Origin of the sequence: Stenotrophomonas sp. SMYL41 (assembly GCF_036319965.1) — a bacterium.
Taxonomy (GTDB): Bacteria; Pseudomonadota; Gammaproteobacteria; order Xanthomonadales; family Xanthomonadaceae; genus Stenotrophomonas; species Stenotrophomonas maltophilia_R.
In genome coordinates this window covers 61,675-87,127 of sequence record NZ_JAWIRX010000016.1, presented here as the reverse complement: position 1 = coordinate 87,127, position 25,453 = coordinate 61,675, and the positions used below count along the sequence as shown (strand labels likewise).

At 66.4% G+C, this 25,453-nt stretch carries 22 protein-coding genes and 1 riboswitch; of the genes, 9 read left to right on the top strand and 13 right to left on the bottom strand.

Translation table 11 applies throughout. The annotated features are described in order from the left end of the window. Positions 1-6: 6 nt before the first annotated feature. The gene (locus V3B30_RS17370; protein WP_014038168.1) at positions 7-354 is read left to right on the top strand and encodes a DUF1304 domain-containing protein; all 348 of its coding nucleotides are present in this window, start codon (positions 7-9) and stop codon (positions 352-354) included. 29 nt (positions 355-383) lie between these two features. On the opposite strand, the gene V3B30_RS17365 is transcribed toward V3B30_RS17370, so the two are convergent. The 4 genes from V3B30_RS17365 to V3B30_RS17350 form a co-directional block, all read right to left on the bottom strand. Beyond that, positions 384-767 carry a hypothetical protein gene (locus V3B30_RS17365; RefSeq protein ID WP_232289652.1) on the bottom strand — a complete coding sequence of 128 codons (384 nt, stop codon included), beginning with the start codon at positions 765-767 and terminating at the stop codon, positions 384-386. 27 nt (positions 768-794) lie between these two features. Beyond that, complete coding sequence (locus tag V3B30_RS17360) at positions 795-1,274, bottom strand: hotdog fold domain-containing protein (RefSeq protein ID WP_262082861.1); 480 nt, start codon at positions 1,272-1,274, stop codon at positions 795-797. Positions 1,275-1,349: 75 nt separating this feature from the next. Further along, positions 1,350-3,827, bottom strand: coding sequence for an acyl-CoA dehydrogenase (locus V3B30_RS17355; RefSeq protein ID WP_262082860.1), 2,478 nt, complete (start codon positions 3,825-3,827; stop codon positions 1,350-1,352). Next, on the bottom strand, positions 3,824-4,741 hold the full coding sequence (locus V3B30_RS17350) for an alpha/beta hydrolase (RefSeq protein WP_100473634.1): 918 nt from the start codon (positions 4,739-4,741) through the stop codon (positions 3,824-3,826). The genes V3B30_RS17355 and V3B30_RS17350 overlap by 4 nt, the downstream gene beginning before the upstream one ends. Before the next feature lie 153 nt (positions 4,742-4,894). Here V3B30_RS17350 and V3B30_RS17345 point away from each other — a divergent pair, with 153 nt between their 5' ends. Then, positions 4,895-5,497, top strand: a complete 603-nt coding sequence (locus tag V3B30_RS17345; RefSeq protein WP_005418411.1) for a TetR/AcrR family transcriptional regulator — start codon at positions 4,895-4,897, stop codon at positions 5,495-5,497. A gap of 139 nt (positions 5,498-5,636) precedes the next feature. On the opposite strand, the gene V3B30_RS17340 is transcribed toward V3B30_RS17345, so the two are convergent. The 3 genes from V3B30_RS17340 to V3B30_RS17330 all read right to left on the bottom strand — a co-directional run bounded on the left by V3B30_RS17340 (position 5,637) and on the right by V3B30_RS17330 (position 10,753). Continuing rightward, positions 5,637-8,513: a TonB-dependent receptor gene (locus tag V3B30_RS17340; protein ID WP_262082859.1), complete on the bottom strand. Its 2,877-nt coding sequence runs from the start codon at positions 8,511-8,513 to the stop codon at positions 5,637-5,639. A 381-nt stretch (positions 8,514-8,894) separates the two neighbouring features. After that, positions 8,895-9,743: a hypothetical protein gene (locus tag V3B30_RS17335; protein WP_100473632.1), complete on the bottom strand. Its 849-nt coding sequence runs from the start codon at positions 9,741-9,743 to the stop codon at positions 8,895-8,897. 116 nt (positions 9,744-9,859) lie between these two features. Beyond that, positions 9,860-10,753, bottom strand: a complete 894-nt coding sequence (locus tag V3B30_RS17330; protein WP_262082858.1) for an Hsp33 family molecular chaperone HslO — start codon at positions 10,751-10,753, stop codon at positions 9,860-9,862. A 77-nt stretch (positions 10,754-10,830) separates the two neighbouring features. Here V3B30_RS17330 and mtgA point away from each other — a divergent pair, with 77 nt between their 5' ends. Genes mtgA through V3B30_RS17315 form a run of 3 tightly spaced genes read left to right on the top strand, consistent with a single transcriptional unit; the run spans position 10,831 to position 13,042 of the window. After that, on the top strand, positions 10,831-11,574 hold the full coding sequence (mtgA, locus tag V3B30_RS17325) for a monofunctional biosynthetic peptidoglycan transglycosylase (protein ID WP_262082857.1): 744 nt from the start codon (positions 10,831-10,833) through the stop codon (positions 11,572-11,574). 57 nt (positions 11,575-11,631) lie between these two features. After that, a complete protein-coding gene (locus V3B30_RS17320) occupies positions 11,632-12,651 on the top strand; it encodes a glycosyltransferase family 2 protein (RefSeq protein WP_262082921.1) in 1,020 nt (339 codons plus the stop codon). Then, positions 12,611-13,042 carry a CBS domain-containing protein gene (locus tag V3B30_RS17315; RefSeq protein ID WP_100473629.1) on the top strand — a complete coding sequence of 144 codons (432 nt, stop codon included), beginning with the start codon at positions 12,611-12,613 and terminating at the stop codon, positions 13,040-13,042. The genes V3B30_RS17320 and V3B30_RS17315 overlap by 41 nt, the downstream gene beginning before the upstream one ends. A gap of 447 nt (positions 13,043-13,489) precedes the next feature. Here the strand turns inward: V3B30_RS17315 and V3B30_RS17310 are convergent, their stop codons facing one another. The 4 genes from V3B30_RS17310 to V3B30_RS17295 form a co-directional block, all read right to left on the bottom strand. Beyond that, the gene (locus V3B30_RS17310) at positions 13,490-15,463 is read right to left on the bottom strand and encodes an AsmA family protein (RefSeq protein ID WP_262082856.1); all 1,974 of its coding nucleotides are present in this window, start codon (positions 15,461-15,463) and stop codon (positions 13,490-13,492) included. 82 nt (positions 15,464-15,545) lie between these two features. Then, on the bottom strand, positions 15,546-16,184 hold the full coding sequence (locus V3B30_RS17305; RefSeq protein ID WP_262082855.1) for a hemolysin III family protein: 639 nt from the start codon (positions 16,182-16,184) through the stop codon (positions 15,546-15,548). A 177-nt stretch (positions 16,185-16,361) separates the two neighbouring features. Then, a complete protein-coding gene (locus V3B30_RS17300; protein WP_262082854.1) occupies positions 16,362-17,966 on the bottom strand; it encodes a peptide chain release factor 3 in 1,605 nt (534 codons plus the stop codon). Between the two features lie 66 nt (positions 17,967-18,032). Beyond that, positions 18,033-18,917, bottom strand: coding sequence for a M23 family metallopeptidase (locus tag V3B30_RS17295; RefSeq protein ID WP_262082853.1), 885 nt, complete (start codon positions 18,915-18,917; stop codon positions 18,033-18,035). Between the two features lie 148 nt (positions 18,918-19,065). Further along, positions 19,066-19,184, top strand: a riboswitch (SAM riboswitch). A gap of 77 nt (positions 19,185-19,261) precedes the next feature. Between V3B30_RS17295 and V3B30_RS17290 the strand changes: the two genes are divergently transcribed. Genes V3B30_RS17290 through V3B30_RS17280 form a run of 3 tightly spaced genes read left to right on the top strand, consistent with a single transcriptional unit; the run spans position 19,262 to position 22,589 of the window. Next, the gene (locus tag V3B30_RS17290; protein ID WP_100473625.1) at positions 19,262-20,293 is read left to right on the top strand and encodes a homoserine O-succinyltransferase; all 1,032 of its coding nucleotides are present in this window, start codon (positions 19,262-19,264) and stop codon (positions 20,291-20,293) included. Continuing rightward, positions 20,290-21,525 (top strand): O-succinylhomoserine (thiol)-lyase, encoded by a 1,236-nt coding sequence (locus tag V3B30_RS17285; protein ID WP_046432019.1) that lies wholly within the window; start codon positions 20,290-20,292, stop codon positions 21,523-21,525. Before V3B30_RS17290 ends, V3B30_RS17285 begins: the two co-directional genes overlap by 4 nt. Continuing rightward, positions 21,522-22,589 carry a homoserine dehydrogenase gene (locus V3B30_RS17280; protein WP_100473624.1) on the top strand — a complete coding sequence of 356 codons (1,068 nt, stop codon included), beginning with the start codon at positions 21,522-21,524 and terminating at the stop codon, positions 22,587-22,589. Before V3B30_RS17285 ends, V3B30_RS17280 begins: the two co-directional genes overlap by 4 nt. A 56-nt stretch (positions 22,590-22,645) precedes the next feature. On the opposite strand, the gene V3B30_RS17275 is transcribed toward V3B30_RS17280, so the two are convergent. Next, positions 22,646-23,641 (bottom strand): alpha/beta hydrolase, encoded by a 996-nt coding sequence (locus V3B30_RS17275; protein WP_100473623.1) that lies wholly within the window; start codon positions 23,639-23,641, stop codon positions 22,646-22,648. A gap of 127 nt (positions 23,642-23,768) precedes the next feature. Further along, a complete protein-coding gene (locus V3B30_RS17270; RefSeq protein ID WP_049456519.1) occupies positions 23,769-25,151 on the bottom strand; it encodes an L-serine ammonia-lyase in 1,383 nt (460 codons plus the stop codon). A gap of 99 nt (positions 25,152-25,250) precedes the next feature. On the opposite strand from V3B30_RS17270, the gene V3B30_RS17265 reads away from it, so the two are divergent. Further along, positions 25,251-25,453 (top strand): glutaredoxin family protein (locus tag V3B30_RS17265; RefSeq protein WP_329809760.1); only part of this gene is annotated, 203 nt, incomplete at its 3' end.

Here is a 25,453-nt window from a genome sequence, read left to right as displayed (position 1 = left end):
TTTGATATGCAAGTGATCGCCCTGTTGCTGACCGTGCTGGTCGCTGTGCTGCACCTGTACTTCCTGGTGCTTGAAATGTTCCTGTGGACCCGCCCGCTGGGCCTGAAGACCTTCCGCAACACGCCGGAGAAGGCCGAGACCACGCGCGTGCTGGCGGCCAACCAGGGCCTCTACAACGGCTTCCTGGCGGCGGGCATCGTGGTGGGGCTGGTGATCGATCAGCCGGTGCTGGTGACGTTCTCGCTGGCCTGCGTGGTGGTGGCCGGGTGCTATGGCGCCTACAGCGTGAGCCGCCGCATTTTCATGATCCAGGCGGTGCCGGCGATCCTGGCGCTGGTGTTGCGAGCGCTCTGAAGTCGGCGCGTGCTGGCAGGCGTCGCCGCTCAGCGGCTGATGGCGCGCATGAAGCCCAGCCACATCGGCACGGCATGCAGTGCCGCACCCAGCACGAACAGGCCCGTCAGCAGGTGTACGCGCCAGTCGTTGATGCGCAGGAAGACGAATTGTTCAAGTGCGCGGCCCACCCAGAACACCGCCATGAAGCCCAGCAGGACCACCCCCAGACGAGTGTCGACCAGGTCCGGGGCAAAGATCAGCGCGATCAGCCCCATTCCCAGGAACACATAGATCACGCGCAGATTGAGGATCTGCATGATCGCGCGGTTGGCTGTGCCGAGCTGGGCGAGCTCGCGTTTCCAGCCGAACAGCCGCCAGAACGCCAGATGGAAGGCGGCAAACCCCAGACTGTGAATGCCTGCCAGGCGCACCAGTAGTTCTGTGGTTGTCATGGTTGATCAGCCTGTGCGCGGAGGGCGCGACGATACCCACATTGCGATGGTCGCATGGAACACCTCGGTCCCTGCCGCATCGGTCACGCTGACCCCCACCGGCAGGTCGTAGCCGTCCGCAGCACTGACGATGGACAACATTGGCGTCGCCACGGCCTTCAACGTGCCCAAGGCCTTGGCCTGGTATTTCACTTCCATGCCCTTGGGGATCCAACGCATGTCTGCCGGCAGGCTGGCGTCCACCATCACTCCGCCGACCAGTTCGGCCAGGTTGCACATCGCGATCGCATGTACCGTGCCAATGTGGTTGTTGATGCGGCGGTGCTGGCGGATCACGCCTTCGCAGCGGCCTGGCTCCAGTGCGGTGATGATGGGCGCGATGCTGGCGAAGTAGGGCGCCTTGAAGCACACCGCGCGCGAGAACAGCCAGTTGCCGGCGGGCCAGCGCTGCAGGCGGTGGTAGAGCGAGAGCAGGGGCGTGGACATGAGGGGCATTCCTGTCGGCTGATAAAGCGACGGCGGGCCAAGGCCCGCCGTCGAGGCAACGCGTTTCGCGGGCGATCAGGCGGCCTGCGAATGCGGGTCCTTGTGCTGGCGGTCGTAGTAGCTGGCCGCGCGCAGTTCGTGGGTGTCGAAGTCGTCCACGGTGATGGTGTCCAGGGTCAGCGTGCGCAGCTCTTCCAGCAGGCTGCGCTCGTCCTGGGTGATCACGCCCTCGGCCACGGCTTCGTCCAGCTGCGCCTTGAAGTCCAGCGCCTCGATACCCTTGCTCTTCAGCGCCTTCAGGAACTTGCGCTCCACCGGCTCGGCCATGATCGCCTTGCTCAGGTAGCTGTTGATGCGGCCACCCGGGTTGTTCTCGCACGGGGTCAGGAACACGCCACTGGCCAGGCGGTCGCGGGCTTCATTCGGCGCCATCAGCAGGGCGGCGACGCGGCGGCTCAGGCGGTCGCCCGGAGCCTCGGCACGACGGCCCAGCGGGAAGATCAGCGCCCACATCAGCCAGCCGATCGGACGGATCGGGAAGTTGCGCAGCGCAGCCGACAGCGACTCTTCGATCTTGTGCACGCTGTCATGGAAGGCCCAGGCCAGCAGCGGCTGGTCGGCCTGCGGTGCGCCTTCGTCGTGGTAGCGCTTGAGCATGGCGCTGGTCATGTAGACGTGACTCAGCACATCGCCCAGGCGGCCGGACAGCGATTCCTTGAACTTCAGCTTGCCGCCGAGGGTCATCATCGAGATGTCGGCCATCAGTGCGAGGTTGGCCGAGTAGCGGTCCAGCTTGCGGAAGTAGCGGCGGGTATAGGCATCGCCCGGTGCGGCACCGAAGCGCGCGCCGGTCAGGCCGAACCAGAACGAACGGACGGCATTGGAGATGCCGAAGCGGATGTGGCCGAACAGGCTGCGGTCGAAGTCCTGCAGGCCGGCGCGGGTATCCGGATCCTGCGCGGCCTTCATTTCCTTCAGCACCCACGGATGGCAGAGGATCGCACCCTGGCCGAAGATCAGCAGGCTGCGGGTCATGATGTTGGCGCCTTCCACGGTGATCGCGATCGGCGCGGCCTGCCAGCTGCGGCCAGCGAAATTGCGCGGCCCCAGGATGATGCCCTTGCCGCCGATCACGTCCATCATGTCCGAGATCACTTCGCGGCTCATGCTGGTGCAATGATACTTGGCGATCGCCGACGGTACCGACGGCACGTCACCACGGTCGACCGCCGCAGCGGTGGCCTGCGAAAGTGCGCTGATCTTGTACGCCTTGCCGCCAATGCGGGCCAGTGCTTCTTCCACGCCCTCGAAGCGGCCGACCGACAGGCCGAACTGCTTGCGGATGCGCGCATAGGCGCCGGTCACGGCGGCGCCGGCCTTGGCACCGCCGCTGGCGGTGGACGGCAGGGTGATCGAGCGGCCCACGGCCAGGCACTCGTTGAGCATGTTCCAGCCCTTGCCGGCCATGGCTGCGCCACCAATCAGCTGGGTCAGCGGAATGAACACGTCCTTGCCGCGGATCGGACCGTTCTGGAACGTCGAGTTCAGCGGGAAGTGGCGACGGCCGATTTCAACGCCGGCGGTGTCGCGCGGCAGCAGGCCCAGGGTGATGCCGATGTCGCGGGTATCGCCGATCAGGCCATCCGGGTCGTACATGCGGAAGGCCAGGCCGATCAGCGAAGCGACCGGGGCCAGGGTGATGTAGCGCTTGTCGAAGGTCAGCTTGACGCCGAGTACCTGCTCGCCGTTCCACTCGCCCTTGCAGACGATGCCGTAGTCCGGGATCGAGGTGGCGTCGGAGCCGGCGAACGGACCGGTCAGGCCGAAGCAGGGCACTTCGCGGCCATCGGCCAGGCGCGGCAGGTACTGGTCCTTCTGTTCCTGGGTGCCGTAATGCACCAGCAGTTCACCCGGGCCCAGCGAGTTCGGTACGCCGACGGTGGAGCTGACCACCGAGGACACCGAGGCCAGCTTCTGGATGACCTTGTGGTGGGCCAGCGCGGAGAAGCCCAGGCCGCCATATTCCTTCGGGATGATCATGCCGAAGAACTTGTTCTTCTTGATGAAGGCCCACAGCTCTGGCGGCAGGTCGGCGTGGACGTGGGTGATTTCCCAGTCGTTGACCATGGTGCACAGCTCTTCCACCGGGCCATCGAGGAAGGCCTGTTCTTCGGCGGTCAGCTGCGGCTTGGGATAGTTGAGCAGGATGTTCCAGTCCGGATCACCGGTGAACAGTTCGCCCTCGAAACCGACCGAGCCGGTTTCCAGCGCGATGCGCTCGGTCTGCGACAGCGGCGGCAGCACCTTGCGGAACACCTTCATCATCGGGCCGGTCAGCAGCGGCTTGCGGATGAACGGCAGCAGCAGCGGCACGGCGATGACGGCCAGCACGGCGGCCGCGACGATCGTGGCGGTCTGGTTGACGTAGGGAATGAACCAGCAGGCGGCCAGCAGGGCCACGCTGATCAGCGTCCAGGTAACCAGCCGCATGCGGTGGTAGGCGACGAACGCGCCTGCCAGCAGCAGGGCGAGGAAGGGAAGAACGATGCTCATGAGCGTGCTCCGGTGACGTGCTCGTTTGTGGCGGACGAAGCCGCAGCGTCCGCTGCGGGCAACACGTCCAGATAGTCCAACACAGTAGCGGTAAAGGCGTCGTTGTCATCGCCGGCGACCATGTGCGTGGCCTGCGGCAGCTGTACATGCCGCGCATGCGGCGCCAATGCCAGGAATTCGGCCACGGTCTGCGGCGTGACCAGGTCGCTGCGGCCGCCGCTGACCAGCAGCAGTGGGCATTTCACCTGGCGTGCGGCTTCGGCCAGTGCGTCCTGGTGCTGTTCGCTGTCGCGGGCCAGCTCGGCCACCAGGCGCGGATCCCAATGCCAGCGCCAACGCCCGTGGCCGTCCTCGCGCAGCAGTGCACGCAGCGACTGCTCGGATTTGCGCGGACGATGCGGCATGTACGCCGAAATCACGTCAGCGGCCTGGGTCAACGAAGCGAAGCCGTCGGGATGGGCCGTCATGAAGGCCAGGATGCGCTCGACGCCGGCGGTGTCCCAACGCGGGGTGATGTCGACCAGCACCATCGCCGAGAACAGGCCCGGCCAGCGCGACTCGGCCAGCAGGCCGAACAGGCCGCCCATCGATGCGGCGACCAGTACCGGCGGACGCGGCTGTTCGCCGGCCAGCACGATCAGGTCGTCGGCGAACTGTTCACCGTGATAGGGCAGATCGGCAGCATTCCAGTCGGAATCGCCATGGCCGCGGGCGTCGTAGGCCAGCGTCTGCAGCCCAGCGGCGTTCAACGCGCGGGCGGTGGCATTCCAGGCATGGCGGGTCTGGCCGAAGCCATGCGCGAACAGCACGCGGCCGCGCCGGCCATGGTCGCTGGCGGTCGCCGCAAGGCGGGCGCCATGGGCGGCGTCCAGGCGCAGGTCATGGAACGCAGCGGAAGTTGGGGACGTAACCATACTTGCTAGTATGGATCGCTTCGGGGGGAAGTCAATACTGCAGGGTATGGTGCGCTGCGGAAGGCGCCTGAATGGACCCTCCTCAGGGTCCTGCGACGCTTTCGACCGCAACCGCGTACTGCAACGAACCCCGGCGTATGGTTAAATCAGTCCATGAATCAACCTGACGCTTCCGCCGGCGAACCGCGCGCCGGCCGCAACAGCCGCCTGAGTGCCGAAGACTGGGCCCAGGCGGCCCTCGATCTGATTGCTGAACAAGGTGTCGGCGCCGTCGCGGTGGAGCCGCTGGCACGGCGACTGGGTGTCACCAAGGGAAGTTTCTACTGGCATTTCCCTTCGCGCGATGCATTGCTGCAGGCGGCGCTGGAACGCTGGGAACTGTTCGAACAGGAACAGGTGTTCGGCAGCCTGGAAGACGTACCGGATCCGCGCGTGCGCCTGCGCCAGCTGTTCCAGATGGTGGCGCATGAAGTGCAGCCGCACATCATCTACAGCGAGCTGCTCAAGGCACTGGATCATCCAATGGTGCGGCCGGTGATCGACCGCGTCTCGCAGCGACGCCTTGATTATCTGGTCGCCTCGTTCCGCCAGGCCGGCCTCAGCTCGACCGACGCACGCCATCGTGCGCGGCTGGCCTACGCTGCCTACGTCGGCTTCCTGCAGTTGTCGTTGCAGCTGCAGCAGCCCAAGCAGGCACGCGAGGATTTCGAAGCGTACGTCGAGCATCTGATCGAGACGCTGATCCCGAACGGATGAGTGCCCGGGAATGATGCTGAAGGAAGGCCGCGGCGATGCCGCGGCTTTTTTTCGCGCGCGGGCCAGCGTGCTTCCATGCACCACAAAGAACAACGGCCCCTTGCGGGGCCGTTGCTGCATCAGCTGATCAGACTGCCGATCAGAACTTCTGCTTGTACTGCATGTACATGAAGCGACCGATGTCGTAGCCACCGTAGTAGGAGTACTGCGAGTTCGGCGCCGAGTACATCTGCGGGCCGTAATGATCGAACACGTTACGCGCACCCACGGCGATGGTTGCATTCCACGGGGCGTTCCAGGAGACCTGGACGTCGTGGAACATGGTCGAACCACGCTTGTTCATCGGCTGGTCGCGCACCGGATCCGGCGAACCGAAGTCCGGCAGGCTGCACTCGTCGCTGTAATAGCAGCGCTCCTTGACGCTGGAGAAGTAACGGGTGCCCCAGGTCACGCCCCAGTCGCCACGCTCCCAGCCCAGCACCAGGTTCGAACGCAGGCGGAAGTTGCTGCCGAAGCCGTTGAGGATCGACACCGGCACCTGCTGCGCGTTGGTGGTCTTCAGCACGTTCTTGGTGACGTAGCTGTTCTGCAGGTTGGCGTTGAAGGTACCCCAGCTGTCGGTCTCGAAGCGGTAGGCCACGTCGAAGTCGAAGCCTTCAGTTTCCTGGTAACCGGCATTACGCGGTGCGTAGGTCAGGTTGATCACGTTGTGACGGTTCGGGTCACGGGTGAACGAGTTGCAGCGCTCGGCGATGCCAAGCACGTAGCAGTCGTTCAGCTGGTCATCCGGGCTGTCGGTGACGATGGTGTTGGTGATCTTGATGTTCCACCAGTCCAGGCTCATGTTCAGGCCCTGGGCGAAGGTCGGGCTCCACACCAGGCCGACCGTCTTGGACTTCGACTTCTCCGGGGTCAGGTCCGGATTGGAGACGGCATTGAACGGATCCGGCGTCTGCTCATCCGGACCGCTGGCCGGCACATAGCCCTGGCGCAGCTGGCGGAAGGTGCTGGCGGTCGGGCCGATGGCCGCGGCACACCGGGCGGCGACGCCCGGCTGATCGGTGGAGCCGAACGAGGTGTCGCACGGATCGGTGAAGTACGCGAAGGTCTGCGAGCTGCCACCGTACAGATTGTCGATGGTCGGCGCACGGAAGCCTTCGGCGTAGGTCGCACGCACCAGCAGCTGGTCGATCGGCTTCCACTTCAGGCCGAACTTGTTGTTGGTGGTGTTGCCGAAGGTGCTGTACTTCGAATAGCGCGTCGCGGCGTTGAAGCTCAGTTCCTTGGCACCCGGCAGGTCGGCCAGGATCGGAACATTCAGCTCCAGGTACACTTCGTTGACGTCGTAGCCGCCACCGGTCGGGCCGGCGGCCAGGTCGGTCGAGTAGCCGGTCTGCGACAGGGCGTCCGGATTGTACGAACCCTTGTCTTCGCGGTACTCGTAACCCAGCGCGAAGCCCAGGTCGCCGGCGGGCAGGGTGAACAGGCTGCCGGCGATGTTCGCGTAGTAGGTCTTGGTGGTGACTTCACCGGTGTTCTTGGTGGTCGGGAACAGGAACTGCTGCAGGTCCGGGTTGCCGGTCAGGCCACCGTCACCGGTACGGCCATACGGAATGGCCGGGTTCCACGGCAGGCAGCCGCCGGCGCCCGGGCCATAGATCGGATTGGAGCCGTCGACCAGGCCTGCAGCCGTGCCGCACTCGACGCGGCCGGTGGCCGGGTTGTAGAACGACGGACCGGTGGCGGCATTGACCGCCAGCACGTTGTAGTTGCCGGTCTGGCTCTGCTGGTTCTCAGAGTTCTGGTAGATGTAGCCCGCTTCCCAGTCGAAGTACTTGTCATTGAACTGGAAGCTGCCCTGCAGGGCGCCGGTGAAGCGGAAGGTGGTCAGCTTGTTGGTCGACAGGCGCGGCACTTCCCAGCCACGGCGCATGAAGCCCATGTCCTTGCCGAAGGGGTTGTAGTAGCTGTCGGCATCCCACGTGGCACCCAGGCGCTCATACGAGGCGGTCTGCAGCGGATAGCCTGCGACCTGGGCCTGCGACTCACGACGGGTGTAAAGCAGGTCGGAGACGAAACGGACGTTGTCGGTCAGGTCGTACTGAACGTTGGCGAACACCGAGCGACGCTTGGTCGGCGTCAGCAGGTGCATCTGCGTATTGGAGTTGCTGGTGTCACCGGTGATGCCGGCGAAGTCCTGGTCGTGGTACTGGTTGACGTCGCGGTAGTCGCCACCACGGTTCAGCACCAGCCAGTCATCGGTATCCGGATCGATGATGGTGCCCCACTGGCTGACCGGGCTCCAGTTCTGGGCCGGGTGGAAGGTGGTGCGCGGATAACGGCTGAACCAGCGGTCCTTGGCCCACACTTCCTTTTCTTCGGCGTATTCGGCGCCGATGGTGATCGAGCCACGGTCACCGGTGAAGCCGGCCACGAAGTCGTAGCTGGTCTTCTGGCCGTCGCCTTCGCCGTACTGGCCGACGTAGGCGTTGGCTTCCAGGCCCTGGAAGTTCTTGCGGGTGATGATGTTGATCACGCCGGCGATCGCGTCGGAGCCGTAGATCGACGACGCGCCGTCCTTCAGCACGTCGATGCGCTCGACGATGGCCGACGGGATCTGCGACACGTCCTGCAGGCCGCTGACGCTGGCGCCGAGGCGCTTGCCGTCGACCAGCACCAGGGTGCGCTCGGCACCGAGGTTGCGCAGGTCGATGTAGAAGCCACCGACGGCTTCACCGGAGGACAGCGGCTCGGAACGGCTGATGGCCGGGCTGCCGGCGGCAGAGATGTTCTGCAGGACGTCGGCCACGGTCTTGAAGCCGCTCTTCTCGATCGAAGCGCGGCTGATGCTCAGGACGGGCTGTGCGGTTTCGGTATCGACCTGACGGATGCGCGAACCGGTGACCTCGATACGGTCGAGGTTGGTGGCTTCCTGGGCGTGGGCCGTCGCGGTGGTGGCACCGGCGACAAGCGCGATCACAACTGCGTCACGCAGCTGGCTTGACTTGAGTTTCATTGGCTCTCTCTCTCCAAGAAATCTTGGCTGGGGTTAATGCCCGGCGGGGGAGCGAAAAAGCGCTCCCAAATCGCGAGGCTGACCCGATAGTAACGGGCGTTCGCCAAGAATTAAAGCTGTGTTAATCAAGTCTGTGATTTTGGTAAAAATGCGCTTTATCCATGCCAATCAATAGGTTGATGGTATGGATATGCGTTCCTGCCTCGATTGTTAACGCAGGATGATGGAAAAAGTTTCGACTGATATGTATCGCACTATGTCGATGTGTTCGGTTTCATATCCCAATAGCGTTATCCATCTGCCGGTGCGTGGCAGGCGCACACATGCGAAGGGCGCCCTTCGGCGCCCTTGGGAACATCGCTACTGAACCTGCGTGCGGGATCAGAGATCCTGTTCGTAACGCACATACGGCACGGTGCCGTCGTCGTTGCTTTCGTTGCGCGGGGAGAACGGATTCTTGCCGCGGCTGATCACATTCTCGGCACCGACGGTGAGCTGGCCGGACCACGGAGTACGCCAGGTCAGGCCGATGCCCAGGCCTTCCCACTTGCCGGGCTTGCCCGGGACGTCGACCACGCGGCCGATGATGCTGCCGGTGAAGTTGCCGTAACCGGCGCCGATGCTCAGGCTCTTGCTGTCCCAGCGATCGACGATGGCTGGCGAGGCATCGGCCAGCGGAACCAGACGCGCCTTGGCGTAGGTACCGGCAATGGAGACGAAGCCTTCGCGACCGATGTTCTTCTGCGCGAACACGGTCAGATCGTTCTGCTCGGCACGCAGCGAGGGCGTCTTGTTCGGGCCGGACAACCAGGCGGGAAGGGTTTCACGGCCGCTGCCGGCGGTGATGCCCAGGCGGCTGTTGCCACGGTTCAGTGCGGCGGTACCGCTGAAACGGCGGCTGTTCAGATCGTCCTCGTCGCCCAGGCTGGCCAGCATGCAATGACTGGCCAGTCCGCTGATGCTGGTCCCGCTGCTGCTGTTGCAGAGCAGGCCGAGCGAATCGCCTGAGGAGAGGCCAAAGGCCGCGTCCAGCGAATTGCGGCCGAAATGCCAGCGGGCGCCGGCGGCCTGTTCGCCAGTCGGTTCCAGGTACAGCAGCGCCTCGACCTTGCCGCTGCCCTTGTTCCATACCGGCAGCACGGTGCGCGTGTCCTTGCTCTGCGCATGCACGCCCGTGATCGCGCCAAGGGCGATCAGCAGGGCCAGCGGTAGACGCAGGTAGGTACGCATCGGACCAGTTCAGACAGGGACGGACAACGGAAGTTCCCGCGGGGACGGGAACCTGATCCTAGGGTGTTTATGAATTCTTAACAAGCCTTGATCCTCCCCAGGTACAAGACTGCCGTTTACTGAAGTCGTTCAGGCGCCGGTACAGCCCCCTGGGCGCCGTGGAACAGTATGCCGAACTCCGTCAATGGAAAGTGATACTCGCGCCCGCAGAATTCGCAACGGACTTCGACGGCGCCGGTGTCCTCGGCAGCCGCACGGGCCTCCTCTTCCCCCAGCGACTGCAGCATGCCGGCAACCCGCTCGCGCGAGCAGGAGCAGGCAAAGGACAGCGGCTTGCCGCCCAGCAGTTCCGGCCGCTCTTCGTGGAACAGGCGGTGCAGCAGCTGCTCGGCCGGGGTGGCCAGCAGTTCCGCCTTGCCCAGGGTCTCGAACAGGGCGCTGGCGCGGGCCCAGCCGTCCTCGTCGCCTTCGTCGCCCGGCAGCTTCTGCAGCAGCAGGCCCGCGGCACCGCTGCGGTCGGCGGCCAGCAGCAGGCGGGTCGGCAGCTGCTCGGACTGGCGGAAATAGTCCTCGAAGGCCTCGTCCAGTTCCGGTGCGCCCAGCGCCACCAGGCTCTGGTAGCGCTGCGGCTCGCGCGGATCCAGGCCGGGATTTTCAATGGTGATGGCGAGGATGGCGTCATCACCGAGGCTGGACAGGTCACGCGGCGCGTCGGTGCCTTCGCTGAGCTGGGCGATGCCGCGCAGGGTGCCGCCGGCGGTGCACTCGGCGAACAGGGTGCGCAGGGCAGTGCTGCTGCGCAGCTGCACTGACAGGCGGCCATCGATCTTGGTGTGGCCGGTGAACAGTGCGGAGGCGACGCAGGCCTCGCCGAGCAGCTCGGCAGCGGCGTCCGGGTACGCGGCGTGGGACAGGATTTCCTGCCAGGTGGCCTGCAGGTGCACATGCACGCCGCGGACGCCGGCGTCGGGAAGCAGGAAACGGATCAGGGAATCGGAGTTGGCGGTCATCGGCTCACATCGCGCGTAAACGGGGGCGGTTGCCGGATAATGCGCCGACAACCAGACAGAAGAAGGATGCACCAGTAATGGGGGCAGTGGGAGAGCAGCACAAGGTAGAGGCGGTGGTGGCCGCCCCGCGCCGGCGGCGCTGGAAGCGGCTGCTGTGGCTGCCGGTGCTGCTGGCCGCCTTCAGCTGCCTGCAGGTGCTGGTGCTGCGGTTCATCGATCCGCCGGTGTCCACGGTGATGCTGTGGCGCTATGGCGAGGCGCTGGGCGAGGCCGACTGGTCCTATCGGCTGCATTACCAATGGCGCGACATCGAGCAGATGGCGCCGAGCCTGCCGATCTCGCTGGTGGCGGCCGAGGACCAGCGCTTCCCGGATCACAACGGCTTCGATCTGCAGGCCATCGAAAAGGCCCGCGACCACAACGCCAGGGGCGGACGCCTGCGCGGTGCCAGCACGATCAGCCAGCAGGTGGCCAAGAACCTGTTCCTGTGGCAGGGCCGCAGCTGGGTCCGCAAGGGCCTGGAAGTCTGGTACACGGTGCTGATCGAGGCGCTGTGGCCGAAGGAGCGGATCCTGGAGATGTACGCCAACATCGCCGAGTTCGGTGATGGTGTATACGGCGCGCAGGCGGCAGCCCAGAAATTCTGGGGCAAGGACGCGGCCCGGCTGAGTCCGGCCGAGAGCGCGCGACTGGCGGCGGTACTGCCGGCACCGAGGCGCTACAACGCGGCAAAACCAGGGCCGTATGTGCAGCGGCGCGCGGCATGGATCCAGCGCCAGGCACGCCAGCTGGGTGGCGCGTCATACCTGTCGGAAGATTGAGGGCAGATGCCCTCGAGGCGGCGGGCCATGCGCCTGCAGGCAACGTACAATCCGGGCATGAACCGCGAACGCCTTACTTTCGTCATCGCCGCCTACAACGAGGCCCTGGCACTGCCGCTGCTGCATCCACGGCTGTGCGCGGTGCTGGACGACATGCCCGACATCGACGGCCACATCCTCTATGTGGATGACGGCAGTCATGACCGCACATGGGAGGTGATCGCGGGGCTGGCCCAGGCCGATGCGCGCGTCTCGGCGCTGAAGCTGTCGCGCAACTTCGGCAAGGAGGCGGCGCTGACCGCAGGCCTGGATCTGGTGCACGAGGGGGCGGCGATGATCCTCGATGCCGACGGCCAGGACCCGCCGGAGCTGGTGCCGCAGTTCGTTGCGTGCTGGCGCGAGGGCCATGACAACGTGTACGGCACGCGCATGGCCCGCGATGGCGAGTCCTGGATCAAGCGCGCCACGGCAGCGATGTTCTATCGGGTGATGGGCCGCCTGTCGCGGACGCCGATTCCGGCCGATACCGGGGACTTCCGCCTGTTGTCGCCGCGCGCACTGAGCGCCCTGCGCGGGATGCGTGAGCGCCACCGTTTCATGAAGGGGCTTTTCAGCTGGGTAGGCTTCAAGCGGATCGCCGTGCCCTATCACCGCCACGCGCGCGTGGCCGGCACCAGTAAATTCAGCCTGTGGCGGCTGTGGAATTTCGCCCTCGAAGGCATCACCGGATTCTCGACCGTGCCGCTGCGGGCCGCCACCTATCTGGGCCTGGCAACCGCAGCGGTCGCTTTCGTGTTCGGCCTGTGGGTGATCGTGAAGGCGGCGTTGTATGGCGACCGGGTGGCGGGTTGGCCGACGATGATGGCGGTGATCCTGTTCCTGGGCGGGGTGCAGCTGATCGCGCTGGGCTTGATGGGTGAGTACCTGGGACGGCTGTACGAGGAGTCCAAGCAGCGGCCGTTGTATCTGGTTGACGCGTGGCTAGCATCCGCCGTGGCAGACTCGGCCCTGCAACCCACCCTCGGAGGGCAGGCAGATGACGACGGTACGGCAACTGTTGGACGGCAAGTCTCCTGAAGTACATGCGGTCGCGCCGGACGCGGCGGTGATCGATGCGATCCGGTTGATGGCGGAGAAGGGCATCGGTGCGGTGCTGGTGATGGACGGGCCGCGGCTGGTCGGGATCCTGTCCGAGCGTGATTACGCGCGCAAGATCGTGCTGCGTGATCGTTCGTCGCGCGATACCTCGGTGGAGGAGATCATGACGGCGCAGGTGGTGACCGTGTCGCCGGGCGAGAAGGTGGAGCACTGCCTGCAACTGGTGACCGACTACCGCATCCGCCACCTGCCGGTGGTCGAGGGTGCTCAGGTGCTGGGGGTGATCTCCATCGGTGACCTGGTGAAGTCGGTGATCGATGCGCAGCGGAAGGAGCTGGACCAGCTGCAGCAGTACATCGTGGCGGGGTGAGGTGTTGCTGGCGGGCCTGCGGCCCGCCGGCCCGCTTTTCGAAGCTCAAAGCCAAAGCCAAAGCCAAAGCCAAAGCCAAAGCAGCGCCTTCCTGATGCGGGGGACACGCCCCAAGTACACCCCTGTAGGCTCGATGGCGCCTTGCTCGTGTGCGTTGTCCTGCGCACACGGCAAGACCGGGGTTGGGCGTCGTACCCAACCCGCCCGAGGCATGCCTCGGGCCCATGGCGCCAACGGTCCTGCACGCCCATGCCCTCAGCCTCTGGACACGTCCCACGGGTGCGGTGGGTTGCAGCGTCGGTGGACTGCCTTTGGTAGCGGCAGGCAGGACCGTGAGGCGCATGGATGCGCCGACCGAGCCTACAGGGACGTATTTACGGCGTGTCCTGCCTGTGGCCTTGCTCCGGCTCTACGCGCGGAAAAACGAGGCGCCGCGAACACCCGCTTCTACTTCGCATACTGCCCACCGCAGTCGGCATCCTTGCCCGGCCCCAGCTCGATGGTCGCCAGCAATGCCGCCGGCGGGGCGATGCTGCCCAGTGCCAGGGCCACCGCGCCGCGGATGCCCAATGCTTTGAAGTCCGGGCGGAATGACGGGTCCTTGAAGGTGCCGGCGATGTGCAGCGGCGAGCGCAGCACCAGGATGCTCTTGTCCTTCGGGCGCGGCTTCAGCAGCAGGTCCAGGGTCTCGTCGCGCAGGCTGACCGTGCCTTCGCCGATGAGGATCGTGTCGGTGGTATCCACCGCCAGCGCCTGGCTGGTCATCAGGCCGTCGCGCACGCCGAAGTCGGCGAAGGCGCAGCGCAGGGGGATCTGCTTGTCGCCGGTCACCAGGAATTTCAGCGACTCGGTGATGTCCAGGCCGGCCAGCTCCATCACCAGGTTGCCGACATGGCCGCGGCCCATCGCCAGGCCGACCTTGCCGCTGCTGCTGCCGAGCATCGCGGCGATCGAATTGCCACGGCCACTCAGGTCCACTTCGCCGCCGATGCCGCCCTTGGCCTGCTCGGCCAGTTTCGCGTCCGGGAACAGCTGGCCCAGCTGCACGCCGCGCACGCTGGCCTTCAGTGCGGTGCTGATCTGCGGGTGGCGCGCGTCCATGCGGATCGTGCTGCGGATATCGCCGCCGGCGACGCCGAAGTTCAGCGGGTCCAGCCGCAGCACGCCGTCATCCAGCAGCAGGTGTGCATCCATGTCGTCAAGCGGCAACGAGGGCGCGTTGATGCGGTGGGCCTTCCAGCGCACGTCGGCATCCATCGCACGCAGCTTGCCGAGGTTGTAGGGGGTATCGGGCAATACCCGCGCGCTTGCGGAGATGCGCGCAGCCTCTGCCTTCTGTTCCGCGTTCGCCGTTTCACCGCCACCAGTCTTTGGTGGGGCGCCGACAAAACCGGCCAGATCGTCGAAATCCAGGCGCTTGGATTCCAGCGTAGCGGTCAGCCGCGGACGTGCTCCGCCCACTTCGAACTGCAGGTTGCCACCAAGGTCGCTGTCGCCGACCTTGCCGGTGAAGGCGTCGTAGCGCCAGACGTTGTGGTCACGCTTGAGGCGGCCGTTCAACGCGTAGGGAGGGGACGGCGGAATGGCGATGCCGAGCAATGGGTAGAGGTCGGCCAGATCCTGGCCGCTGAGTGCGAACTGCAGGTCGAACACACGCAGCTGGAAGGGATTGGTCAGTGTGCCGCTGGCGACGGCGTGGGTGGCGCCGGCGCGGCCGTCGAGGTGGATGCGGAACGGGTGGTTGCTGTCGGTCAGCTCCAGTGGTGATTCGGTGCCACCGCGCAAGGTGAATGGGTTGCCCTGCCAGTGTCCCTTGCCCTGAACCAGCAGCGGTGGCGCGGCGTCTGCCTGCTTTGGCTTGCCACTGTGCACGTCCACGCGGATATCGGTGCGGCCGAGCGCATCGAGGAACTGCAGGCGACCGTCATCGATGCGCAGCCGTTTGAGCTGGGGGCTGGTGCCGCCAGCGCTGTCACCGAGGAAATCCCAATTGCCTGGTTCGCCCTTGCGAGGGGCGGTTTGCAGCAGCACGTCCGGCCGGGTCAGGCGCACTTCGGGCAGCTGCAGGCTGCCGCGCAGCAGGGGCCAGACCCGCACGTCGATCTCGACGCGGTCGGCACTGGCCATGTTCGGTTGTTCCGCCCAGCCTGCATTGGCGAAGGTGATCGCATCGGCCCGGATCGTACTGGTACGGCCGAGGTCGACATCCAGGCGACCGATGTGCAGCGCACGGCCGGTACGGGCCTGCACTGCGCGCTCGACCGGGCCCTTGAACCAGTTCCAGTCCCACAGCGCGATCAGTACCAGCAGCGCGGCCAGCAGGAAGGTGAGCAGGGCCAGCCAGCGCTGGCCTCGCGGGCCAGGGCGGCGGAGGCGCCAGCGAGGCGTGCGCCTTGCAGCAGGGGAGGCGGCAGCATTCACGCTGCCATGGTTGCCCCCTCATCGTCGACGGGGCGCGAAGCGTCCATGTGCGTGGCGTGCACACGCCGCGCGCGGGCAGCTGCTACAGCACCTGCATGGTGACCGCGACGAAGTGGCAGACGCTGCCACCGATCACGAACAGGTGCCAGATGGCATGCGAATAGGGGATCGATTCGCGGTGGTAGAAATAAGTACCCAGCGTGTACGACAGGCCGCCGGCCAGCAGCCAACCCAGCGTCCAGCCGTCGATCGAGGCCAGCATCGGCTTGACCGCCACGATCACCAGCCAGCCCATGGCCACGTAGATGGCGGTGGACAGGCGCTTGAAACGGCCGGTGTAGAACAGCTTGAACACCACGCCGGCCAGGGCCAGGGTCCAGATCGCGGCGAACAGGCCCCAGCCCCACGGGCCACGCAGGCCGATCAGGGTGAATGGGGTGTAAGTGCCGGCGATCAGCACGTAGATCGCGCAGTGGTCGAACACCTTGAGCCGCCCCTTGGCGACCGGGTGCTGGATGGCGTGGTAGAGGGTGGAGGCGGTGTACAGCAGCAGCAGCGCGATGCCGAACACGATGGCGCCGGCCAGCTGCCAGCCATCGCTGTAGATGGCGGCCAGGGTGATCAGCACCGCGCCGGCACCCAGCGCGAACACGGCACCGAGGCCGTGGGTCAGGGCGCTGGCGATTTCTTCGCGGATCGAAGCAGCGGAAGTCGTGGACATGACGTAGGCATCGTTCGCGGGGAGGGGGACCCGCACCCCCCTATCATGGCCGCGATGGGCGACATGTGCACGCCCGTCACCGTATGGTCGGTGAATCCCTGCGTTGCGTGGATGAACCGCCCGCGGCGGCTGGGGTCGGAACCCTTTCCTGGCGGAGACGGCGCCGACCCCGTGGCATCAGCCCACCGAAACGGTATGCGCCGCTTCGCGGGTGGCCGAGAAGCGCACATCGGGCGAGCGTTCCTGGGCCAGCTGCAGGTTGACCCGGGTCGGTGCCAGGTAGACCAGATGGCCGGCCGCATCCAGCGCCAGGTTCAGCGCGTTCTTCTCGCGGAACTCTTCCAGCTTCTTCTCGTTGCTGCAGTGGACCCAGCGCGCGGTGGTCACGCTGACCGGCTCGAAGGTGGCTTCCACACCGTACTCGTCCTTCAGGCGGTAGGCGGCCACGTCGAACTGCAGCACGCCGACCGCACCCAGGATCAGGTCGTTGCTGGTGAGCGGGCGGAAGAACTGGGTCGCGCCTTCCTCGGACAGCTGGGCCAGGCCCTTCTGCAGCTGCTTGAGCTTGAGCGGATCGCGCAGGCGTGCACGGCGGAACAGTTCCGGGGCGAAGTTGGGAATGCCGGTGAAGGTCACCGCTTCACCTTCGGTGAAGGTGTCGCCGATGGAAATGGTGCCGTGATTGTGGATACCGATCACATCGCCCGGCCACGCCTCGGCAGCGATCTCGCGGTCACTGGCCATGAAGGTCAGCGCGTTGGCCAGCTTCATTTCCTTGCCGGTACGTACGTGGAAGGTCTTCATGCCGGCGCTGAAGCGGCCCGAACAGACCCGCATGAACGCCACGCGGTCGCGGTGCTGCGGGTCCATGTTGGCCTGGATCTTGAACACGAAACCAGTCAGCTTGTTTTCTTCCGGGGCGATCTCGCGACCGGTGGTGGAGCGCGCCTGCGGTGCCGGTGCGTGTTCGACGAAGAAGTCCAGCAGCGGCTGCACGCCGAAGTTGTTGACGCCCGAGCCGAAGAACACCGGGGTCTGCTTGCCCTCGCGATAGGCCTGCAGGTCGAACGGGTGGCTGGCGCCCTGCACCAGTTCCAGTTCGTCACGCAGGTCGGCCAGCATCTGCGCACCGATCTTCTCGGCCAGGCCGGGGGCATCGATGGACGGGAAGATGGTCGAGTCCTGGCGGGTGAAGTTGCGGCCCGGTTCGTACAGGTGCACTTCGCCGGTCAGCAGGTGGACCACGCCCTTCAGGCGCTGGCCCATGCCGATCGGCCAGGTCACCGGGGCGCACTGGATGCCGAGCACGGTTTCCACTTCATCCAGCAGCTCGATCGGGTCCTTGCCCTCGCGGTCGAGCTTGTTGATGAAGGTCATGATCGGGGTGTCGCGCAGGCGGCACACTTCCATCAGCTTGATGGTGCGTTCTTCCACGCCCTTGGCCACGTCGATCACCATCAGCGCCGAGTCCACCGCGGTCAGCACGCGGTAGGTGTCTTCGCCGAAGTCGGCGTGGCCGGGGGTGTCGAGCAGGTTGACGATCTTGCCTTCGTACGGGAACTGCATCACCGAGGAGGTGACGGAGATGCCGCGCTCCTTTTCCAGGGCCATCCAGTCGGACGTGGCGTGGCGGGCGGCCTTGCGGCCCTTGACCGAACCGGCCATCTGGATCGCGCCCCCGAACAGCAGCAGCTTTTCGGTCAGCGTGGTCTTGCCTGCGTCAGGGTGGGAAATGATGGCGAAGGTGCGGCGGCGCGACGCTTCGTTGGCGACTTCGGACATGGCAGTGGCGCCCGCCCGGGGCGCTTTTCAAAGAGATAAGCGCCCGATTATACCGGCCGGGGCCGGTCAGCGCCCGGTACCGCCTTCAGCCGCGCCCTGGCGGGCGAACTGCAGTTGGCCCTGTTCGGCGAAGATGCGCACCGGCACCGAGCGCAGGTTCATGCCCCGGTTGACCTGCACCACGAAGTGCAGGTGCGGCGCGCTGCTGTAGCCGCTGTTGCCGGACAGACCGATCGGCTGCCCGGCCCCTATCGCCTGGCCGCGACGCACACGCATGCCGCCGGCCTGCAGGTGGCCGTACAGGGCCATGCTGCCGTCGCTGTGCAGCACGCGGATGAAGTTGGCGCGGGCACCATCACGTTCGCGGTCCTGGCCGTTGCCACGGAAGCCATCCTGGATCTGCATCACCGTGCCCTCGCGCGCGGCCAGCACCAGGGTGCCCTCCGGCAGCGCGAAGTCGACCGCGTCGCGGTTCTCCTCGTCGTCATGGCTGAAGCGTCCCTGCGGCGCCTGGTCCACGCGCAGGCGGGCCGCGTCGAACGGCAGGCGGTAGGCGACATCTTCGGCCTGTGCGGCCGGGTTGCCCGGCACCGACTGCAGGCGCAGATCGAGCATGCGGCCATCGATCGGGGCGGGCAGGTGGCCGACCACCAGGCTGCTGTCGCCCTGGATCAGCGACTCGACCGGGAGGCCTTCAACCGGGTGCCCAGGGGCGGCGCGCAGCTGGATCTGCAGCGGCCCCGCCAGCCCGTTGTCGATGCGGGCCTGCCACTGCCCGCCGACCGGCTGCAGGCGCAACCGGGCCATGGGGGCGGTGACCTCAGCGCTGGCTGCGCGGGTGGCCGGGACAGGCGAGGGAACCAGTCCCCACCCCTGGCGCCAGTCGCCGGCGTGTGCGGTCGCGCTCGCCAGCAGAGTCAACAGCAGGCAGGACAGGGGCAGGCGCGGCATCGGCGTTTCCAGCGAAAAGGACCGCCGGGACTGTAGCTGATCCTGAACGGGACGACCGCGACGGCCTTCGCATAGTGTTCCTGAAAATATTCATCGCTTTATCCGTATGAAGGGATTGACAGTGCGGAAAAGGGCTGGCATCGTGGCTCCACCATCGAGACCGGCAGAGGGACAGGCCCTTTGAAGCCGGGGCAGCCCGCAGGCGCGCAAGCGTCTGCGTAGGTGCCAAATCCTGCGGGGACCGTGGCGTCCACCGAAAGATGGTTCGAACCATGCACCACACGTGCATCTCGAACGTGGGCCCCGCGAAGGCTCGATGGCCGATTCCCCAACCGGATCCCGCCATGAGCTTCGCCGCCAGTACCGCCATTCGCCCCGAACCCTTTGTCCCCGTCAGCGTGCCGGTCGAAGACCGCGTGCATGCCGAGCGCGGTGAGTTCGCCGCGGTGCTGTCGATGCGCCACGCAGGCCCCAGCCCGGTGCGCCTGCGCTATGAGTGGGTCGGCCCGGCCAATGCACCGGTGGTGGTGCTGGCCGGTGGCATTTCCGCCCACCGCCACGTGGCGTCCAACGCACAGTTCAGCGAGAAGGGCTGGGCCGAAGACCTGGTGGGCAGCGGCCGGGCGCTGGATCCGCAGCAGCTGCGCGTGCTGGCCTTCGATTTCATCGGTGCCGACGGTGCACTGGATGTGCCGATCGATACCGCCGACCAGGCCGATGCATTGGCGCTGCTGCTGGACCACCTCGGCATCCGCGCGCTGAAGGCGTTCGTGGGCTACTCCTACGGCGCGCTGGTCGGCCAGCAGTTCGCGATCCGTCATCGTGCCCGCGTGCGCCAGCTGGTGCTCGCCAGCGGCGCGCACCGACCGCATCCGTATGCCGCCGCCTGGCGCGCACTGCAGCGCCGCGCGGTCGCGCTCGGCCAGCTGCAGTGCGGCGAAGACCATGGCCTCGCCCTGGCGCGGCAGTTCGCGATGCTCAGCTACCGCACGCCGGAAGAATTCGGCGAGCGCTTCGATGCCGCGCCGGAGGTCATCAATGGCCGCGTGCGCGTGGCCGCCGAAGACTATCTCGACGCCGCCGGTGCGCAGTACGTCGCGCGCACGCCGGTGACCGCCTACCTGCGCCTGTCCGAATCGATCGACCTGCATCGCGTTGATCCCACCGCGATCCTGCCGCCGACCGTGGTGGTGGCGGTGGAGGGCGACCGCCTGGTGCCGCTGGCCGACCTGGTCGGCCTGGTCGAAGGGCTGGGTCCGCGCGGCAGCCTGCGCGTGCTGCGCTCGCCCTACGGCCACGACGCCTTTCTCAAAGAAACCGATCGCATCGACGCGATCCTCGCCACCGCCTTCCGCACTTCTGGAGAGTCCGCATGAGCCTGCACGCCAACGAGCCGTCCTGTAGTCGTACCACTGCCGCCGTCCGTGCCGGCATCGATCGGGACACCGCGCATGGCGCGGTCACGCCGCCGATCGTGCTGTCGTCGAACTTCAGCTTTGAAGGCTTCGGCAACAAGCGCCAGTACGACTACACGCGCAGTGGCAACCCGACCCGCGACCTGCTCGGCGAGGCGCTGGCCGAACTGGAAGGCGGCGCCGGCGGCGTCATCACTGCGACCGGCATGGGCGCGATCAACCTGGTGCTGAACGCGCTGCTTCAGCCGGGTGACACCCTGGTGGTGCCGCACGATGCCTACGGTGGCAGCTGGCGCCTGTTCAATGCGCTGGCAAAGAAGGGCCACTTCGAGCTGGTCACCGCCGACCTGACCGATCCGCGTGCGCTGGCGCAGGCGCTGGCCACGCAGCCGAAACTGGTGCTGGTGGAAACCCCGTCCAATCCGCTGCTGCGCATCACCGACCTGCGTTTCGTCATCGATGCCGCGCACAAGGCTGGCGCACTCGTGGTGGTTGACAACACCTTCCTGTCGCCGGCCCTGCAGCAGCCGCTGTCGTTTGGCGCGGACCTGGTGCTGCACTCCACCACCAAGTACATCAACGGACACAGCGATGTGGTCGGTGGCGCGGTGGTTGCGCGCGATCCGGCGCTGCACGAGCAGCTGGTGTGGTGGGGCAATGCGCTGGGCCTGACCGGCTCGCCGTTCGATGCCTTCCTGACCCTGCGCGGCCTGCGCACGCTGGACGCGCGCCTGCGCGTGCACCAGGAAAACACTGCGTCCATCGTTGCCCTGCTGGACCAGCATCCGGCGGTCGGCGCGGTGTACTACCCAGGCCTGGCCGATCACCCGGGCCACGCCATCGCCGCGCGCCAGCAGAATGGCTTCGGCGCGATGCTGTCGTTCGAACTGGCGCACTGTGCCGGTGATGATCCGCACGCGGCGGTGCGTGCGTTTGTCGACGGACTGCGCTGTTTCACCCTGGCCGAATCGCTGGGCGGCGTCGAAAGCCTGATCGCGCATCCGGCCACCATGACCCATGCAGCGATGACCGCCGAAGCACGCGCAGCGGCTGGCATCAGCGAAGGGCTGCTGCGCCTGTCGGTTGGCATCGAGGCCGAGCGTGACCTGCTGGCGGACCTCGGCGCTGCGCTGCAGCGCGCCGAAGCCGTGATCGATGCGGCTGCGCGCCGCAAACAGGTGGTGGATGCATGAGCGCGCTCGCCGCTGAAATTCCCGTGCTGGGCGCAGGACGCCTGGCGCTGCTGGGTACCGGCACGGTCGGCTCGGCCTTCGTGCAGCGCTACCAGTTGCTGCAGGCACGCGGGCTGGAACTGCCCAGCGTGCAGTGGCTGGCCAATTCACGTACCGCGCTGGAGATTGATCGCGACCTGGTGCTGCCATTGGAACTGGCACGTCGCGCACCACGCGATGGCCAGAGTTCGCCGCCATGGGCGAGCGCCGAAGGGCTGGAACGGGGCGACGTGGTAGTGGATGCGACGGCCAGTGAAGACGTGGCCGCCCGCCACGTGCAATGGTTGGCACGCGGCGTGCACGTGGTGACCGCCAACAAGCTGGGCCGTGGCGCGCAGCTGGCCCGTGCGCAGGCCATTGCCGAAAGCTGTGCCGACAGTGGCGCGCGTTATGGCGACAGCGCGACCGTGGGTGCTGGCCTGCCATTGCTGAGCAGCCTGCGCGCGCTGGTGGCCGGTGGCGATCACATCCACGCCATCGAAGGCGTGCTGTCCGGTTCGCTGGCGTGGCTGTTCCATCGCTATGACGGCCAGTCGCCGTTTTCGGCTGCGGTGCGCGAGGCACTGGCGGCCGGTTACACCGAACCCGATCCGCGCCTGGACCTGTCCGGCGAGGACGTGCGCCGCAAGCTGCTGATCCTGGCGCGCAGCAGCGGGCTGGCACTGGATGCGTCGCAGGTGCAGGTGGATTCGCTGGTGCCTGATGCGCTGGCGGCGTTGCCGCTGGAAGATGCCGTGGCTGCGTTGGAGCAGCTGGATGCGCCGCTGCAGGCGCGTTGGCAGCAGGCACGTGACAACGGTCGCGTACTGCGTTTCGTTGGCCGTGTTGACGGCGAAGGTGCGCAGGTGGGCCTGCGCGAGCTGCCGGCCGATCATCCCTTGGCGCAGGGCGCAGGCACCGACAACCGCGTGGCCATCCACAGCGATCGCTACCGCCGCCAGCCGTTGTTGATCCAGGGGCCGGGCGCGGGCGCGGAAGTTACCGCAGCCGCGTTGCTGGATGACGTGCTGCGGATCGTGGGTTGATCACATGGTTCCTGTAAGGCCGAGCGCATGCTCGGCGCTACAGAAGCAGCCGTCGGTCAGCGGGACTTCAAGGCCTTCAACAACGCGGCGTTGAACTGCTTCGGGTCCTGTACCTGCGGCGAATGGCCCAGTCCGGCGAACTCGACCAGCGTCGCGCCGGGAATCGCTGCGGCCGCTGCCTTGCCGAGTACCGGATAGTTGCCCAGCGCCGCCTTCACCGCAGGCGGTGCCAGGTCACGGCCGATCGCAGTGCGGTCCTTCTGGCCGATGAACAGCGTGGTCGGCACCTGCAGGTTCTTCAGTTCGTACACCACCGGTTGGTTGAACACCATGTCCGAGGCCAGCGCCTGGCTCCATGCAACGGCCTGCTTGCCCGGGCCTTCGTACATGCCCGACTGCATCCGCGCCCACGGTTCGTAGGCGGGTTTCCACGTGCCGTCGTAGTACACGTCCAGCTGGTAGCGGCGGATGCTGTCATAGCTGGTTTTGAGTTCTCCGGCATACCACGCATCGACGCTGCGCCAGGGAACGCCCAGCGCTTTCCAGTCCTCCAGCCCGATGGGATTGACCAGCGACAGCGTGCGCAGGTCCTGCGGGAACATCAGCGCGTAGCGCACCGCGAGCATGCCGCCCATCGAGTGACCGACCAGGTGCACCGGCGTATCCCCCAACTGCAGCTGCTGCAACAGGGCATGGGTGTTGGCAGCCAGCTGCGCAAACGTGTACTGATAGCGTTCGGGCTTGCTGGACTTGCAGAAACCCACCTGGTCCGGAGCGATCACCCGGTAGCCTGCGTTCAACAGCGGCGCGATGGTCTGCTGCCAGGTGGCGGCGCAGAAATTCTTGCCGTGCAGCAGTACCACCACGCCGATGGCGCGGCGTTTGGGCAGGACGTCCAGGTAGGCCATCTCCAACGGCTGCCGCTGCGACTCCAGCGCGAAGGTCTTCACCGGATAGCCGTAATCGAAGCCTTCCAGCCGCGGGCCATAGGTCGGCGTGGCAAGGGCGGACAGTGGCAGGCAGGCAAGCAGGGCAGCGGCGATCACGCGCATGGGGCAATCCGGGGCAGGGGAAGCCCGAGCCTAACCGGAACGTGGTGATGGTGTCGTCCGATCCAGAGCCGAGCCCATGCTCGGCTGCTCCTGCCCCATCAGCCGAGCATGGGCTCGGCTCTACAGCTCAGCACTCGATGACGTTCACCGCCAGGCCACCGCGGCTGGTTTCCTTGTACTTGTCCTGCATGTCGCGGCCGGTATCGCGCATGGTCTTGATGACCTTGTCCAGCGACACCTTGTGCTTGCCGTCGCCACGCATGGCCATGCGCGAAGCATTGATCGCCTTCACCGCGCCCATCGCGTTGCGTTCGATGCAGGGGATCTGCACCAGGCCGCCGATCGGGTCGCAGGTCAGGCCGAGGTTGTGTTCCATGCCGATTTCCGCAGCATTCTCGATCTGGCTCGGGTTGCCGCCCAGTGCCGCAACCAGGCCACCGGCCGCCATCGAGCAGGCCACGCCCACTTCGCCCTGGCAGCCGACTTCGGCGCCGGAAATCGAAGCGTTTTCCTTGTACAGGATGCCGATCGCCGCCGAGGTCAGCAGGAAGTCGAACACGCGCTGTTCGTTGGCGCCGGGGCAGAAGCGGTCGAAGTAATGCAGCACCGCCGGCAGCACACCGGCGGCGCCGTTGGTCGGTGCGGTCACCACGCGGCCACCGGCGGCGTTTTCTTCGTTCACTGCCAGCGCGTACAGGTTGACCCAGTCCAGCGTGGTCAGTGGATCGCGCATCGCCGCTTCCGGCTTCGACGACAGCTCGCGGTACAGCGCCGGTGCGCGACGACCGACCTTCAGGCCACCCGGCAGCACGCCTTCCTCGCGGATGCCACGCGCGACGCAGGACTGCATCGCGCTCCAGATCTCGCGCAGGTTGGCGCGGATCTCGTCTTCGCTGCGCCAGCACTTCTCGTTCTCGAACATCAGCTGGGCGATGCTCAGGCCGCTGCGTGCGGTCTGCGCCAGCAGCTCGTCGCCGCTCTTGAACGGGTAGGGCAGCGGGGTCTCGTCGGGCACGATGCGGTCATCGGCCGCGTCGTCCTGGTTGACCACGAAGCCGCCACCGACCGAGTAGTAATCGCGGGTGGCGATCACTTCGTCGTCGGCGTTGTACGCGGTGAAGCGCATGCCGTTGGTGTGGTACGGCAGCTTCTGGCGCTTGTTCATGCCGAGGTCGCGCTTCTCGTCGAAGGCGATCTCGTGCTGGCCCATCAGCTGGATGCGCTTGCTGCTGCGGATGCGCTCCAGGGTGGCCGGGATGATGTCCGGGTCGATCAGGTTCGGCCGCTGGCCTTCCAGGCCCAGCAGGATCGCCTTGTCGGTGCCATGGCCGCGGCCGGTCAACGCCAGCGAGCCATAGACATCGGCGCGGATGCGCGCGACCTCGTGCAGGCGGCCCGGATCGAGCAGCCAGCGATGGATGAATCGCTCGGCGGCCTTCATCGGCCCGACGGTGTGCGAGGAACTCGGGCCAATGCCGATCTTGAAAACGTCGAACGTGCTGACAGCCATGGATGCCAAACTGCGGGTACCGGACAAGCGGCTATTCTAGCGGCTTGCCGGGCCATCCGATGGCTGCGGCGCAGCATTTCCGCCACGGGAGCCTGACCGGTGTTGACCCTGATCCAGCGTGACGATTGCCACCTGTGCGACCTGGCGCTGGCCGAACTGGCCAAAGCGCGGGCGCCGGAGTTCGAGTCGGTGTTCCTCGATGACCAGCCGGCGCTGGAAGCGCGCTATGGCGCGCGGGTGCCGGTGCTGCGCGACGAGCACGGCGAGCGCGAGCTGGACTGGCCGTTCGATGCGGCCACGGT